Below are 14227 nucleotides of genomic sequence, written 5' to 3'. Positions count from 1 at the left end.
GCCACGAAGGGAAGCGCGGTCCGGGGGTGAGCGGTCACACTGGTTGCCGTGCGGATCACCTCGGCTCTCGTCGACCCGGCGCTGCTCGACCTCCCCTGGTCGACCCCGCTGGAGCAGTGGCCTGCCGAGCACCTGGTGGCGCTGCCGCAGGGCATCTCCCGGCACATCGTGCGGTTCGTCCGGCTCGGCGGGTACGTCTACGCGGTGAAGGAGACTGGCGAGCGGGTCGCCGAGCGCGAGTACGACCTGCTGCGGGCGCTGGAGCGGATCGACTTCCCGTCGGTGGAGGCCGTCGCCATCGTGGCCGACCGGCAGAGCGACGACGGCGAGCCGCTGGACCCGGTGCTGATCACCCGCCACCTCCAGTTCTCCCTGCCCTACCGGGCGCTGTTCTCCCGCACGCTGCGGCCGGAGACCATGAACCGTCTGCTCGACGCGCTCGCGGTGCTGCTGGTCCGGATGCACCTGACCGGTTTCTTCTGGGGCGACTGCTCGCTGTCCAACACGCTGTTCCGGCGGGACGCGGGCGCGTTCGCCGCCTACCTGGTGGACGCGGAGACCGGCGCGCTGCACCCGTCGCTGTCCAACGGGCAGCGCGGCGAGGACCTGGAGATCGCCCGGGTCAACATCTTCGGCGAGGCGCTCGACCTGCAGGCCGCCGGCCTGCTGCACGAGTCGATCGACCCGGAGGTGGTCTGCGAGGAGGTCGTACGGCGCTACGAGCAGCTCTGGCACGAGATCACCTACGAGCAGCAGGTCGAGCGCGCCGCCCGGCACGACATCGAGCGCCGCATCCGCCGCCTCAACGAGCTGGGCTTCGACGTGGCCGAGGTGGCGATGTCCACTGTCGACAACGGGCGTTACCTGGTGCGGCCGAAGGTGGTCGACGTCGGCTACCACACCCGGCGGCTGCTGCGCCTCACCGGCCTGGACGCGGAGGAGAACCAGGCCCGCCGGCTCCTCAACGACCTGGACGCCTACCGGGTGGAGAGCGACCTGACCGACGAGCAGCAGGCGGCGCACCGCTGGCTGACCGAGGTCTTCGAGCCGGTGGTCCGGGCGGTGCCCGCGCACCTGCGCCGCAAGCTGGAGCCGCAGGAGCTGTTCGCCCAGATCATCGAGCACAAGTGGCTGCTCTCCGAGCAGGCCGGGCGGGACGTGGGGATGCGCCGGGCGGTGCAGTCGTACCTGGCGGACGTGCTGGTGCACCGGCCGGACGAGCAGGCGGTACTCGGCGTCGAGGTGCCCACCGCCTGACCGCCGGGCGGGTCACTCCACCCAGTTACCGCCGCGCATCACCCGCACCACGTTCAGGTCGTCGTCAAGCACCACCAGGTCGGCGCGCAGCCCGGCGACCAGCGCGCCGACCCGGTCGCCCAGGCCGATCGCGCGGGCCGGGGTGGTGGCGACCATGCGGCAGGCGTCCGGCAGGGCCACGCCCGCGCCGACCGCGTGCCGCAGCGCGGCGTCCATGGTGAGCGTGCTGCCGGCGATCGCGCCGTTGTGGGCGAGCCGGGCCTCCCCGCCGGCCACGGTGACCGCCTGGCCGCCCAGCTCGTACTCGCCGTCGGGCATGCCGGCGGCGGCCATCGCGTCGGTGATCAGCGCGGCCCGCTCCGGGCCGGCCACCGAGGTGGCGAAACCGAGCATCCCGTCGTGCAGGTGCACCCCGTCGGCGACCAGCTCGCACACCACGTTCGGGGCCTCCAGCAGCGCCACCACCGGGCCGGGCTCACGGTGGTGCACCGGGCGCATCCCGTTGAACAGGTGGGTGCCGACCGTCGCGCCCGCGGCCACCGCCGCGCGGGTCTGCTCCCAGGTCGCGTCGGTGTGCCCGACCGCCGCCACCACGCCCTGCGCGACAAGCAGCTCGATCGCCTTGGTGGCGCCGTCGCGTTCCGGCGCGAGCGTGACCATGCGTACCGCGCCGCCGCCCAGCTCGATCAGCTCGGTCAGCTCGGCCGTGGACGGGTCCCGCAGGAACTCCGGGTTCTGCGCGCCGCAGCGGTCGGCAGACAGGTACGGGCCCTCGAAGTGGACGCCGGCGAGCACGCCGGACTCGACCAGCGGGCGGTAGGCGGCGGTGGCGTCGCGCATCAGCTCGAACGGGGAACTGACCAGGCTGGCCAGCAGCGTGGTGGTGCCGTGCCCGAGATGGAACGCGGCGGCCTGCCGCGCCGCCTCCGGGTCGCCGGTGGTGAACGTGTGCCCGCCGCCGCCGTGGGTGTGCATGTCCACGAAGCCCGGCACGATCCAGTGCCCGTCGCGCACCGACGGATACTCGGCGACGGCGGTGATCCGCCCGTCCGCGATCTCCACGCAGCCCTGCCGGATGACGCCGGTCGGGGTCACCACCTTGCCGGTCACGCGCCGGGTCATCGACTCTCCTTCACCAGGGTGTCCAGGGCCAGCAGGGCGGCGCCGAGGCAGCCGGCCTCGTCGCCGAGGTCGGCCGCGACCAGGCGCGGTTCGCGGTGGAACGTCAGCCGCTCGCGCAGCGCCGCCCGCAGCGGGTCGAACAGCCGGGCACCGGCCTGGGCCAGCCCGCCGCCGAGCACCACTGTCGACACATCGTAGAGCGCCTGCCCGGTGGCCAGTCCGTCGGCGAGCGCCTCGACCGCGTCCTGCCACACCTCCACGGCGAGCGGTTCACCGGCCGCCGCGCGCTCGGCCACCTGGGCGGCGGTGGTGGGCGCGCCGGACAGCTCCGCGTACCGGCGTCCGATCGCCGAGGCCGACGACACCGCCTCCAGGCAGCCGGTCCGCCCGCAGCCGCAGCGCGGCCCGCCGGGCCGTACCAGGATGTGGCCGATCTCCCCGGCGGCGCCGTGCGCGCCGGTGGCGGCCGACCCGTCGACCACGTGGGCGGCGGCGATGCCGGTGCCGATGGCGACGAACAGGACGTGGCCGGCGTCCCGCCCGGCCCCGAGCCGCGCCTCGGCCAGGCCGCCGGCACGCACGTCGTGGCCGAGCGCCGCGGGCAGTCCCAGCCGCGTGCCCGCCAGCTCCCGCAGGGGTACGTCCCGGAAGCCCACGTTCGCCGACCAGACCGCCACGCCGCGCGCCTCGTCGACCACACCGGGTACGGCGATGCCGCAGGCCACCGGCGCACGGCCGTCGGCGCGGGCCTTGCCGGCCAGCCCTTCGGCCACGTCGAGGATCGTGCCGACCACCGCCTCCGGGCCGCGCTGCGCGCCGGTGTCGTGCCGTTCGGTGTGCACTGTCGTGCCGTCCGGCCGGACCAGGGCGCACTTCATCCCGGTGCCGCCCACGTCCAGCGCGACGACGACCTCGTCGCCTCCACTCACGCCGTGGGCTCGCTTCGCTCGCTCACGCCGTGCTGACTGGGCATGCGCTCACGGCCCTCGCTGCGCTCGGTGCGTTCGCTCATGCCAGGACCACGGACCGGGTCAGGTGGCGCGGCGCGTCCGGGTCGAGGCCACGGGTGGTCGCGAGCGCGACCGCGAAACGCTGGGCCAGGATCAGGTCGGCCATCGGGTCGACCGGGTTGCGCCCGGCCGCCCAGCTCGTCAGCACCGTGCGCCAGCCGTGCGTGCGGCTGTGCACGAACGCGGCGCCGGTGGCGGCCACGTCCTCCGGCAGGCCGTCCGGGATCTCGCCGAGCGCCCACACCAGCCGGCCGGGGGCGGCGACCGAGATCGGGCCGTGCCGGTAGTCCATCGCCGGGTACGCCTCGGCCCAGAACGTGGCCGCCTCGCGGCACTTCAGCGCGGCCTCCTGGGCCAGCCCGACGGTCCAGCCGCGGCCGAGGAAGGTGACCTGCTCGATGCCGGCCGGGTCGATCGGCAGCGGGGCCCGGACGGCCACCTCCGCGTCGGCGGCGAGCCGGCTGAGGTCCTCGCCGAGGTGGGCGCGCAGCAGCGCGAGCGCGGTGGTGGCGAAGCGGGTCTGCACCACCGACCGCTCGTCGGCGAAGGGGAGCGCGACAGTGGCGTCCGCGGACGCGACGGCGGCCGAGTCCGGGTCGCCGACGAGGACCGTGGTGGGGATCCGCCCGCGCAGCGCGGCGAGCAGGTCGAGCACCTCGGTGGTGGTGCCGGAGCGGGTGATCGCGATGAGCCGGTCGTAGTGGCGGCCGGTGGGGAACTCGCTGGCCTGGAAGGCGTCGGTCTCGCCGTGGCCGGCGGCCTCGCGCAGCCCGGCGTACGCCATGGCCATGAACCACGACGTGCCGCAACCGACCACCGCGACCCGCTCGCCGGGGCGCGGCAGGCGCTCGGCGACGGTCGGAGCGAGTCGCGCCGCCTCCCGCCAGCAGTCGGGCTGGCTCGCGATCTCCGCGTGCACGTACGCCATGACAACTCCTCGCCGGGAAAAACCCTTGCGCAATACGGCGCGATACTGCCGTCTTTCGCGCGTCATTCTGCGCGAAGCGGCGTGGTTGTGGCAACTGTCTCCAAGTTCGCGCAGTGAAGGCTTTTGCGCGGACTGAGTTTCGCGCACTAGTGTGCACGCAACCGATCACCGTTCACGCATAGTCAGGGAGGCCCCAGCGGTGGACCGCTACGCGCGCTGGAACGCGCTGCTGGAGATGCTGACCGACAGCGGCCGGGTCACCGTCGAGGAGGCGGCCGACCGGCTGGACGTCTCCCAGGCCACCATCCGGCGTGACTTCGACCAGCTCGCCCAGCAGCAGATGATCACCCGCACCCGGGGTGGCGCGGTCGCCAACGGCGTCTCCTACGACCTGCCGCTGCGCTACAAGACCGCGAAGCACTCGGCCGAGAAGCAGCGGATCGGCACGGCCGCCGCCGCGCTCGTCTCCCCGGGCACCGTGGTCGGCCTCAACGGCGGCACCACGAGCACCGAGGTCGCGCGGGCGCTGGCCGTACGCCCCGACCTCAACACCAGCGCGGAGGGCGCCCAGCTCACCGTGGTCACCAACGCGCTGAACATCGCCAACGAGCTGCTGGTGCGCTCGCGGATGAAGGTGGTGGTGGCCGGCGGCGTGGTCCGGCCCAAGTCGTTCGAGCTGGTCGGCCCGCTGGGCGGGGCGCTGCTGCGTGAGGTCACGCTTGACGTCGCGCTGCTCGGCGTGGACGCGATCGACCCGCAGCTCGGCGCCGCCGCGCACCACGAGGGGGAGGCGGCCATGAACAGTCTCATGGTCGCCCGCGCCAAGCGGGTCGTCGTGATAGCCGATTCCTCGAAGCTCGGTGGGCACGCGTTCGCCCGGATCTGCCCGGTGGACCGGGTCGAGACGCTGGTGACCGACTCCGGCGCGTCCCCGGACGTCGTGGCGGCGTTCCGCGAGGCCGGCGTCCACGTCGTCTGCGCCTGACCGCACCCGACACGCCGACACTGCATACCGGGTATTGCCATCCGGTGCATACCGCGTATGGTGTCGCTGACGCCTACTTATCGGGGGAGGTCAGCTGTGTCGGCTGTCCTGGAGATCGAAGGTCTCCGCAAGACGTACCGGAGCCGGAAGCGCGGGGTCCGCCACGCGCTCGACGGCTTCGACATGCGAGTGGAAGCCGGCCAGGTGCACGGCTTCCTCGGCCCGAACGGTTCGGGCAAGACCACCACGCTGCGTACGCTGCTCGGCCTGATCAAGCCGAACGGCGGCCGGATGGCGATCCTCGGTCAGGAGCTGCCGCACGCGCTGCCGGCCGTCGCCGGGCAGGTCGGCGCCATCGTGGAGAGTCCGCAGTTCTTCCCGCACTTCAGCGCGCGGGACACGCTGGGCCTGCTCGCCCAGGCGGGTGAGCTGCCCAAGCAGCGCGTGGACGAGGTGCTGGAGCTGGTCGGGCTGCGCGACCGGGCGGGTGAGCGGGTCAAGACCTACTCGCTCGGCATGAAGCAGCGCCTCGCGGTCGCGTCCGCGCTGCTCAAGAACCCCAAGCTGCTGATCCTCGACGAGCCGGCGAACGGCCTCGACCCGGGCGGCATCCGGGAGATGCGCGGGCTGATGCGGGAGCTGTCCGAGGCCGGGATGACTGTGGTGCTCTCCAGCCACATCCTGGGCGAGATCCAACTCATCTGCGACTCGGTCACCATCATCTCGCTCGGCCGCCGGGTCGCGTTCGGACCGGTCGACCAGGTGCTCGCGGCCCACTCCCAGGGCGCCGTGCGGGTACGCCTGGAGGCGGTCGACGACCTGCCCCAGGCCGCCGACGCGCTCAGCCGTGCCGGGGTCGGCGTGACCGCCGAGCCGGACCACCTGATGCTGTCCGGTGTGGACAAGCCGGCCACCGTCAGCCGCCTGCTCGCCGAGCAGGGCCTGTACGTCAGCGAGCTCACCCCGGTCGCCGTCGACCTGGAGAGCGTCTTCCTCGAACTGACCGCCACCGCGCCGGTCCCCGGCCAGCACCGTCAGGTCGATCAGTCCGCCAAGGTCGACCAGACCGGCACCGCAGGAGGTTGGGGCGCATGAGCCTGTTCGTCACCGAGCTGCGCCGGCTCGGCAAGCGCCGGGTGACCCGGCTGATGCTCGTGCTCCTGGTGCTCGGCCTGGCCACCGTCGCGACCGCGTTCAGTTTCTCCAGCGAGAAGCTCTCGCCCGTGGTGGTGGCCGAGGCCGAGGCCAAGGCGAACAACGACTACCAGTCCGCGATGACGGACTGGAAGCGTAACGTCGCGGAGTGCGAGGCGGCCCAGGCGCGCGGCGAGAAGACCGAGGAGCGGTACGGCCCGAACTGCGGCAAGGACTACCAGCCGCAGCCCGACATGTTCGAGGCGAAGTGGTACCTGCCGTACCAGTTCGACTTCCGGGCCGAGTTCCCCATGTTCATCGCCGTGTTCGCCGCCTCCGTGGCGCTGTTCGGCTTCATCGTCGGCGCCTCCTTCGTGGGCGCCGAGTGGAACACCGGCGGGATGATGAACCTGCTGTTGTGGCGACCGAAGCGGCTGACCGTGCTGGGCACGAAGCTGGCCGCCCTGCTGACCACGGTGTTCGGCCTGACCGTGGTGCTCGGCGCGCTCTGGACGGCGGCGTTCTGGCTGATCGCCGGCCAGCGGGGCAGTACCGCGAAGATGACCGCCGGGGTGTGGCAGTCGATCGGGCTGGACGGGCTGCGCGCGCTGGGCATGACGCTCCTCGTGGCGGCGGTCGGGTTCGCGCTGGCCTCGCTGGGCCGGCACACGGCGATGGCGCTCGGCGCGGCGGTGGGCATCTTCGCGGTGAGTGAGATCGGCATCCGGATCGCGGTCGCCGTGCTCGGGGTGCAGTTCGGCGACCGGTACGTGCTCTCCACGTACGCCCAGTCGTGGTTCCTGAAGCAGGCGGAACTGTTCGACTACGACACCTGTCAGTTCTCCCAGGGCGCCTGCGAGCCGGCCACGTACGTGGTCACCTGGCAGCAGTCGGCTGTGGTGTTCGGCGTGGCCCTGGTGGGCGCGGTCGTGGCCGCGTTCTGGACGATGCGGCGGCGGGACATCGCCTGACCTGGTCCGCGCCGCCGGCTCCCCCCGGCGGCGCGGACCCCGCGTCCGATGCGGCCGGGGGCGGCCCTGGTTACGCTGGGGCTCCCCCGGCCGCCGCGCCCCGGGTGCCGGTCACCCGCCGTCGGAGAGGAGCGCCATGTCCGCCGACGCCTCGCAGCGGGCCGCCGTCGACCCGTCCGGCCCGGCAGCGGGTACGCGCCACGCGGGCGGGACGGTTCCGCCACCGCGCACCGCTCCGCCCGTCGAGTCCACCGCACCGTCGGAGCCGTCGGAGTCCGTCCGGCCCGGGTCGCCGCCCGTCGAGTCCACCGCGCCGGTCGAGCAGCCCGGTCCGGAAGCGGCGGATACGGGCGCCGCGGGCACGACGCCGGCCGGCCTCACCGAGCGGGAGCAGCGGATCCTCGCCTTCGAGGCGCAGTGGTGGAAGCACGCCGGAGCCAAGGAACAGGCCGTCCGGGACACGTTCGGGCTCTCCGCGACCCGCTACTACCAGCTGCTCAACGCGCTGCTCGACCACCCGGCCGCGCTCGCCGCCGATCCGGTGCTGATCGGCCGGCTGCGCCGGCTGCGCTCGTCGCGGGCCCGCAACCGGCGGCGCTGACCCGCCTCACTTCTCGTACGTGCGCAGCCCGTTGCCGATGGCGAAGAACGTCGGCGCCCACTCGCCGATGAAGATGCCCCAGCGGTCCGCCCGCGCCACTCCGGCGCGCTCCATGTGCTTGGAGAGGAACCAACTGGTGACCGAGAGGCCGATGCTGACGAACCCGGCGAGGTATGCGTGCTCCGCCCGGATGCCGCCCTCGTGCAACCGCTCCAACATCTCGAATCCCCCTGTCACCGGGACCGACCCGGTCGCGTCCGACGCTACCGAAAGTGCGGGGGTAATGACGCAGGGTTACCGCGATCGGGCCGGCGGCGGATGACCTGGCGCGGGCCGGGTAGGCGGCCGGCGACGACGAACGGAGGCGACGATGGGAGCACCGGACCGCCGGTACGCGATCGGCAGCAGGCCGGCCCGCCCGGCCGGGGAGGCGCCGGTGATGCGGGTGCGTTCCGCCTCCGACCCGGCGCCGGGCCGCCCGGAGAACGAGGACGTGGTCTTCCGGATCGGCCCGCTCGTCGGCGTCCTCGACGGGGCCACCGTGCCGGAGGGCTTCGACACCGGATGCGTGCACGGTCCCGCCTGGTACGTCCGGCACCTGGCTGCCCGGATCGGCCTGGCGATCGCGGCCCGGCCCGCCGCCACGCTGATGAGCAGCCTCGCGGCGGCGATCCTCGCGGTCCGGGCCGACCACGGCGGGACGTGCGACCTGGACCATCCCGGCACCCCCTCGTCCACCGTCTGCCTGCTGCGGGAAAGCGGCGACCGGGTCGACTACCTGGTGCTCTGCGACAGCCCGCTGGTGCTCGACACCGACCGCGGGATCGAGGTGGTCACCGACGACCGGCTCGCGGACGCGGTGGCGGACCTGCGGCGCAGCGCCGCCGCGCTGCCCGACGGCGAGACCGACCCGGCGACCCGGTTCCGGCGGGCGACGACGGTGCAGCGGACCCGGATGAACCGCACCCACGGCTACTGGGCGGCGGCGAGCGACCCGGACGCGGCGTACCACGCGCTGACCGGCACGCTTCCGCTGCGCGGTCCGGGTGCGCTGCGCCGGGCCGCGCTGCTCAGCGACGGCGCCTCCTGCGCGGTCGACCAGTTCGGCCTGTTCGACTGGGCCGGGCTGCTGGAGGTGCTGACCGTGGCGGGCCCGGAAGGGCTGATCGATCGGGTCCGCGCGGCCGAGCGGGACCACCCGGAGCGGCTGCGGCGGCGCAAGCGCACCGACGACGCCTCGGTGGTGCTGTGCGAGTTCGCTCCTCCGGCGTGAGCACGCTCACGCCGGAACACCCGGTCGGATGACAACGCAGCGTGAGGCGGAACACCCCGGGGGTACGACCGGCCGAGGCGGTCGGCCATAGCGGCAATCCGGGCCCAAAGGGGTGGACGGCCCGGACAGGTAGCGGCAGACTGCGCCTCGTGACGGGTGCGGTACGGCTGGAGCCGGTGGACGAGCGGAACCTGGAACCGTTGCTCTCCGTAGCGGCGGCGGAGGCGGAACCGGAGGACGTGATGCCTCCGGTGCAGGCGCCCGCGGGCTGGTCGCTCGCCCGCCGGGACGCGTTCCGGGAGTTCCACCGGGCGAACCTCGGCGGACTCGACGGCCCGACCCGCACTGCCATGTACGCGATCGTCTCCGGCGGCGAGGTCGTCGGCATGATCCGGATGACCCGCCGGGACGAGCCCGGCACTGTGGAGACGGGCATGTGGCTGGGCCGCTCCGCCCGGGGCCGGGGTCTCGGCGCCGCCGCGCTGCGGCAGCTGCTGCACACCGCCGCGGCGGCCGGGATGCACACAGTGGTCGCGGACACCACGCCGGACAACGCGGGCGCTCTCTCCGTTCTTCGTAAATGCGGTGCGGAATTGCGCGAGGAGGGCGGAGAAGTGCACGCCCGAATGTGCCTCGACTCGGCGCTGCCGATCCGCTGAAACCCGTTCTTGCAGCTCCCTGACGCTTGACGTGAAGTTTCGGCCGCCTTTTCCGTTCCCCTGAGGAAATGTTTTCCCAACGGGGTGACGGGTAGTTCGCGCCCCGGGGAGTGCGGAGGAGAGCGGATGAAAAGCGGAGCACGGGTGGCGCTGGCGGTGGGCTTCGGCTACCTGCTGGGTCGCCGGAGGAAGATGCGTACCGCGTTGACGCTCGCCGCCGCGGTCGCCGCCGGGCGGGCCAGCCAGCGTCCCGGCGGCATCAAGCGGCTCGGCGCGGATCTGATGGGCGCCAGTCCGCAGCTGCGCAACCTCGGCGGGCTGGCGCCGCCGCTGGTGGCGGCCGGGCGGGCCGCGGCGACCGCCGCCGCCGGCAGCGGCATCGACGCGATCGGCGGCCGGCTGCGCGACGGGGCCGACGCGCTGCGCCGCCGGAGCGGCCCGGGCCGGCCGGACGCCGAGCGTTCCGCGCCGGACGAGGAACCGGAGCTGGACGAGCAGCCCGAGGCGCCGGACCGACAGCAGCGGGGGCGGTGACGATGGCGACGACCGATCTGACCGGCCGGGTACGCGACGAGATCGGCGGCGAGCTGCGCAACCTCGCCGCGGCGCTCGGTGAACGGGCCGTCCAGGCGATCAGCGACCGGGTCACCGCCGCGACCGGACGACTCAGCGAGTACGCGCAGCAGGGCGGCGACCCCGGCCTGGTCGCCGCCGCCACCGGCGCGCGGAAGCTCGCCGAGGGCAGCTCCCCGGTGAAGGCCATGTTCCATGCCGGCGTGGCCGGCGGTAGGGAGAAGCTGATGGCGGCGTTCGGCCGCAAGGGCGGCGGCGACGGCGGCCGGAAGCTCAAGGTCACCAACATCGTCGAGACCATCGAGGTCGGCGTACCGGTCCGGGTCGCCTACAACCAGTGGACGACGTTCGGCGACTTCCCGAGCTTCATGAAGAAGGTCGAACAGGCCGACTGCGACGACGAGAAGATGACCTGGAAGGCGCAGGTGCTCTGGTCGCACCGGACCTGGGAGTCGACGATCGTGCGGCAGATCCCGGACCGGCTCATCCACTGGCGGTCCACCGGCGAGAAGGGCTCGGTCGACGGCAGCGTCAGCTTCCACGAGGTCGCCCCGGAGCTGACCCGGATCCTGGTCGTGCTGCAGTACCACCCGCAGGGCTTCTTCGAGCACACCGGCAACCTGTGGCGGGCCCAGGGCCGCCGGGTCCGGCTGGAGCTGAAGCACTTCGTCCGGCACGTGATGACCCGGACCGTGCTCGACCCGGACGCGGTCGAGGGCTGGCGCGGCGAGATCGAGGACTCCCAGGTCGTCAAGGACCACGAGACCGCGCTCTGGGAGGAGCGGGGAGAGACCGGGCCGGCCGACGACGAGTACGCCGCCTACGACGAGGGCAACGACTTCGCCGACGACGAGTACGCCGACGAGCCGGTCCTCACGGCACCGGAGCGTGCCCGCGGCCGCGACGAGCGCTGACCGGTCAGGACCGGCCGGCGGCGTACGACTCCAGGTGCGCGAGCTGCACCGGGTCAAGCGACGGCCGGACACGGTCCCGGGCCGCCCCGACGTGCGCGGCAGTCACGGTGCTCGCGTTGAGCGACTCCCGCATGGCGGCGAGCGCCGCCTCCCGTACCAGCGCGGCGCAGTCGGCGGCGGAGAAGCCGTCCAGCTCGGCGCCGAGCGCGTCGAGGTCGACGTCCGGCGCGAGCGGTACGCCCCGGGCGGCGGCGCGGAGGATCTCCGCGCGGCCCGGCCCGTCCGGCGGCGGCACGTAGACCAGACGTTCCAGCCGGCCGGGACGCAGCAGCGCCGGGTCGACCAGCTCCGGCCGGTTCGTCGCGCCGACCACCACCACGTTGCGCAGCGCCTCCACCCCGTCCAGCTCGGTGAGCAGCGCCGCCACCACCCGGTCGGTGGTGCCGCCGTCGCTGGCCTGCCCGCGTACCGGGGCCAGCGCGTCCACCTCGTCCAGGAACACCAGCGTGGGCGCGGCCTGGCGGGCCCGGCGGAACAGCTCCCGGACCGCCCGCTCGCTCTCACCCACCCACTTGGAGAGCAGCTCCGCGCCCTTCACCGACAACACGTTCGCCCGCCCGGACCCGGCCAGCGCGGTGACCAGGTAGGTCTTGCCGCAGCCGGGCGGCCCGTAGAGCAGCACCCCGCGCGGCGGCGTCACGCCCAGCCGGGCGAACGTGTCCGGGTAGGTGAGCGGCCAGAGCACCGACTCGGTGAGCGTCTGCTTGACGTCGTGCAGTCCGCCCACGTCGTCGAGCGTCACCGACGCCAGCTCCAGCGTGGACGCGGACATCGTCGTCGGCCGGACCACCTCCAGCGCCTCGGCGAAGTCCGTCATCGCCACCGTCGGCGTCTCCGCCGTCTTCTGCCGCAGCGCCGCGCGTACCCCGGCCTCGCGGACGAGCGCCGCCAGGTCCGCCGCGACGAACCCGGGGGTACGGCCGGCCACCTCGTCCAGCCGTACGTCGCCGGCCAGCGGCACCTGCCGGGTGAGCACTGTCAGCTGTTCCCGGCGCAGCGCCGCGTCGGGCAGCGGCACGGTGATCCGCAGCGCCAGCAGATCCGGGCCGCGCAGTCCCGGGTCCACCGCCTCCGGTCGCCCGCTGGTGCAGACCACCGCCACGCCGGCCCGCAGCGCCTCGGCGACCACCTGGCGGAACACGGTGGCCAGCGGACCCGGCTCGTCGGCCGGGGCGATCGCCTCCACGGCGATGACCAGCAGCACGGCCGGTCCGCCGGCGCGTACCGCCGACGCCGCCTCGCGGAGCCTGCGGGCCGCCGCGTCGTTCGTGAGCGCGGCCAGCTCCGGCGCCCAGAGCGGGCGCAGACCCGCGCCGACCCGGGCCGCGACGGCGCGCACGAGCGCTGACTTGCCCGAGCCCGCCGGTCCCTCCACCAGCACGCCGAGCGAGACGGTGGTGCCGAGCCGGCCCAGCACCTCACGGTGGTGGAAGCCCAGGTCCAGCAGCTCGGTCAGCTCCTCGGCCTGGGCGCGCAGGCCGGGCAGCTCGTCGACGTCCGGGGCGTCCTCCGGGCCGAGCAGGCCCTCGGCCCGTTCCGTCCCGGCCGGCGCGGCCGAGGGGGCGGAGACGGGCGCGCCCGGGGACACCGGGCCGGAGCCCCGGGTGGCCGGACCGTGCTCCCAGCCCACCACCGTGTCCATGGTGACGAGCGCGCCGGCCGCCGGCTCGACGGACACGACGTTGAGCAGCGTGCTGGTCCAGGCGTACCCGACGGAGCTGGCGAGACTGCGCCGCGCGGCCTCGATCAGGCCGCGCACGGCGGCGTCCGGGAGCACGTCCTGCGGCAGCAGCGAGACGTCGTCGACGGCCGTGACGACCTTGCCGAGCAGCGCGAGCCGCAGCATCTCCGGCGGGACCGCGGCGACCACCGCGGCCGGGCCGGCCAGCGTGAGCCGGCGCGCCGGGGTGGCCGGCAGCGGGCTCACCGTCACCTGGCCGCCGGCCCGCAGCCCCAGGTTGCCGAGCAGCAGGTCGTCGGCGTGCAGCAGGACGCCGCTGGTGCCCGGGTCGGCGGCGGCCGCGATGCCGGCGGTCGTCCGGCGGCCGGTCAGCCGCACCGGATCGCCGGGGCGCAGCGCCAGCGCGGTGAGCACCTCGGGGTGCAGGCGTACCACGCCGCGGCGGGCGTCGAGCGCGGCCGGCCGCAGCGTCGCGGTCAGGGTCAGATCGGGTTCCGCCACCCGCCGACAGTAGCCGCCGTGACCACGAGGTGCCGCCTCAGCGCGGGTCCGGGCCGTCCAGCAGCGAGGGATCCCGCCGGATCATCTCCGCCAGCCGGGCCGCCGGGTCCGACTCGACCGAGTCCTGCCCGGGGGCGGGCACCGTCTTCACCGACATGGGCCACGCCGGCGGGGGCGTCGGCGCCGAGGCCGGGCCCACCGTGACCGCAAGGCCCGACCAGGAGACCCGCAGCGGGTACGCCTGGTCGCCCACTTCCACCCGCAGCGTGACGGCCGCCCCGGGGTGGTCGGCCACGACCCGCCGGACCGCGTCGGCGACCTCCTCGACCGGGTCACGCCGCGCCGGCGCCGCGCCGCCCCGCAGCCGGTACGCGCCGTGGCCCGCCCGCCCGTTGCCCGGCTCGGCCGGCAGTTCCTCCGGGACCACGTCCTGGTCGGTCCCGCCGGCCGGTTCGCCGGGCGCCCGGCGGCGCATCGCCTCCTCGCGCCGCGCCATCCGGGCCAGTGTCTCGTCCAGATCACCTCTCATGGCGTCCACCCCTTCGCCAGACAACGGAT

The 14227-nt window shown here is 74.2% G+C and carries 15 protein-coding genes; 9 read left to right on the top strand and 6 right to left on the bottom strand.

The window, feature by feature from the left end; genetic code table 11:
• Nucleotides 1-48: 48 nt before the first annotated feature.
• The gene (locus BAW75_RS15165; RefSeq protein ID WP_030502801.1) at nt 49-1257 is read left to right on the top strand and encodes a DUF4032 domain-containing protein; all 1209 of its coding nucleotides are present in this window, start codon (nt 49-51) and stop codon (nt 1255-1257) included.
• Nucleotides 1258-1269: 12 nt separating this feature from the next.
• Here the strand turns inward: BAW75_RS15165 and nagA are convergent, their stop codons facing one another.
• The 3 genes from nagA to BAW75_RS15150 form a co-directional block, all read right to left on the bottom strand.
• Nucleotides 1270-2379: an N-acetylglucosamine-6-phosphate deacetylase gene (gene nagA, locus BAW75_RS15160; RefSeq protein WP_064446740.1), complete on the bottom strand. Its 1110-nt coding sequence runs from the start codon at nt 2377-2379 to the stop codon at nt 1270-1272.
• Nucleotides 2376-3308 carry an ROK family protein gene (locus BAW75_RS15155; protein ID WP_104113966.1) on the bottom strand — a complete coding sequence of 311 codons (933 nt, stop codon included), beginning with the start codon at nt 3306-3308 and terminating at the stop codon, nt 2376-2378. Before BAW75_RS15155 ends, nagA begins: the two co-directional genes overlap by 4 nt.
• A 79-nt stretch (nt 3309-3387) precedes the next feature.
• On the bottom strand, nt 3388-4317 hold the full coding sequence (locus tag BAW75_RS15150; protein ID WP_043327967.1) for an SIS domain-containing protein: 930 nt from the start codon (nt 4315-4317) through the stop codon (nt 3388-3390).
• A gap of 199 nt (nt 4318-4516) precedes the next feature.
• On the opposite strand from BAW75_RS15150, the gene BAW75_RS15145 reads away from it, so the two are divergent.
• The 4 genes from BAW75_RS15145 (at nt 4517) to BAW75_RS15130 (ending at nt 8008) form a co-directional block, all read left to right on the top strand.
• Nucleotides 4517-5302: a DeoR/GlpR family DNA-binding transcription regulator gene (locus tag BAW75_RS15145; protein WP_043327968.1), complete on the top strand. Its 786-nt coding sequence runs from the start codon at nt 4517-4519 to the stop codon at nt 5300-5302.
• A gap of 96 nt (nt 5303-5398) precedes the next feature.
• On the top strand, nt 5399-6397 hold the full coding sequence (locus BAW75_RS15140; RefSeq protein WP_043327969.1) for an ATP-binding cassette domain-containing protein: 999 nt from the start codon (nt 5399-5401) through the stop codon (nt 6395-6397).
• Entirely contained in the window at nt 6394-7407 is a 1014-nt protein-coding gene (locus tag BAW75_RS15135) for an ABC transporter permease subunit (RefSeq protein WP_043327970.1), read from the top strand. Before BAW75_RS15140 ends, BAW75_RS15135 begins: the two co-directional genes overlap by 4 nt.
• A gap of 136 nt (nt 7408-7543) precedes the next feature.
• On the top strand, nt 7544-8008 hold the full coding sequence (locus BAW75_RS15130; RefSeq protein ID WP_104113965.1) for a DUF3263 domain-containing protein: 465 nt from the start codon (nt 7544-7546) through the stop codon (nt 8006-8008).
• A gap of 6 nt (nt 8009-8014) precedes the next feature.
• Here the strand turns inward: BAW75_RS15130 and BAW75_RS15125 are convergent, their stop codons facing one another.
• Nucleotides 8015-8227, bottom strand: a complete 213-nt coding sequence (locus tag BAW75_RS15125) for a hypothetical protein (protein ID WP_013288875.1) — start codon at nt 8225-8227, stop codon at nt 8015-8017.
• 151 nt (nt 8228-8378) lie between these two features.
• Between BAW75_RS15125 and BAW75_RS15120 the strand changes: the two genes are divergently transcribed.
• The 4 genes from BAW75_RS15120 (at nt 8379) to BAW75_RS15105 (ending at nt 11427) form a co-directional block, all read left to right on the top strand.
• Nucleotides 8379-9281, top strand: a complete 903-nt coding sequence (locus BAW75_RS15120) for a hypothetical protein (RefSeq protein ID WP_104113964.1) — start codon at nt 8379-8381, stop codon at nt 9279-9281.
• Between the two features lie 149 nt (nt 9282-9430).
• Nucleotides 9431-9940 (top strand): GNAT family N-acetyltransferase, encoded by a 510-nt coding sequence (locus BAW75_RS15115; protein ID WP_043327973.1) that lies wholly within the window; start codon nt 9431-9433, stop codon nt 9938-9940.
• A 126-nt stretch (nt 9941-10066) separates the two neighbouring features.
• A complete protein-coding gene (locus BAW75_RS15110) occupies nt 10067-10474 on the top strand; it encodes a hypothetical protein (RefSeq protein ID WP_043327974.1) in 408 nt (135 codons plus the stop codon).
• Between the two features lie 2 nt (nt 10475-10476).
• Nucleotides 10477-11427 (top strand): SRPBCC family protein, encoded by a 951-nt coding sequence (locus tag BAW75_RS15105; protein ID WP_104113963.1) that lies wholly within the window; start codon nt 10477-10479, stop codon nt 11425-11427.
• A 4-nt stretch (nt 11428-11431) separates the two neighbouring features.
• Here the strand turns inward: BAW75_RS15105 and BAW75_RS15100 are convergent, their stop codons facing one another.
• Together BAW75_RS15100 and BAW75_RS15095 are read right to left on the bottom strand one after the other, a co-directional pair.
• Nucleotides 11432-13669 carry an AAA family ATPase gene (locus BAW75_RS15100; RefSeq protein WP_104113962.1) on the bottom strand — a complete coding sequence of 746 codons (2238 nt, stop codon included), beginning with the start codon at nt 13667-13669 and terminating at the stop codon, nt 11432-11434.
• Between the two features lie 37 nt (nt 13670-13706).
• On the bottom strand, nt 13707-14198 hold the full coding sequence (locus tag BAW75_RS15095; protein ID WP_104113990.1) for a hypothetical protein: 492 nt from the start codon (nt 14196-14198) through the stop codon (nt 13707-13709).
• Between the last annotated feature and the right edge of the window lie 29 nt (nt 14199-14227).

Source organism: Micromonospora chalcea (assembly GCF_002926165.1).
GTDB classification, from domain to species: Bacteria; Actinomycetota; Actinomycetes; order Mycobacteriales; family Micromonosporaceae; genus Micromonospora; species Micromonospora chalcea.
Note: the sequence above shows the minus strand (reverse complement) of the source record. Positions and strands in the feature narration are given on the sequence as shown.

Coding starts and splice junctions, on each gene's coding strand:
- BAW75_RS15110 (WP_043327974.1), top strand. CDS start 10,067: ATGAAAAGCGGAGCACGGGTGGCGCTGGCGGTGGGCTTCGGCTACCTG.
- nagA (WP_064446740.1), bottom strand. CDS start 2,379: ATGACCCGGCGCGTGACCGGCAAGGTGGTGACCCCGACCGGCGTCATC.
- BAW75_RS15135 (WP_043327970.1), top strand. CDS start 6,394: ATGAGCCTGTTCGTCACCGAGCTGCGCCGGCTCGGCAAGCGCCGGGTG.
- BAW75_RS15095 (WP_104113990.1), bottom strand. CDS start 14,198: ATGAGAGGTGATCTGGACGAGACACTGGCCCGGATGGCGCGGCGCGAG.
- BAW75_RS15120 (WP_104113964.1), top strand. CDS start 8,379: ATGGGAGCACCGGACCGCCGGTACGCGATCGGCAGCAGGCCGGCCCGC.
- BAW75_RS15150 (WP_043327967.1), bottom strand. CDS start 4,317: ATGGCGTACGTGCACGCGGAGATCGCGAGCCAGCCCGACTGCTGGCGG.
- BAW75_RS15130 (WP_104113965.1), top strand. CDS start 7,544: ATGTCCGCCGACGCCTCGCAGCGGGCCGCCGTCGACCCGTCCGGCCCG.
- BAW75_RS15125 (WP_013288875.1), bottom strand. CDS start 8,227: ATGTTGGAGCGGTTGCACGAGGGCGGCATCCGGGCGGAGCACGCATAC.
- BAW75_RS15105 (WP_104113963.1), top strand. CDS start 10,477: ATGGCGACGACCGATCTGACCGGCCGGGTACGCGACGAGATCGGCGGC.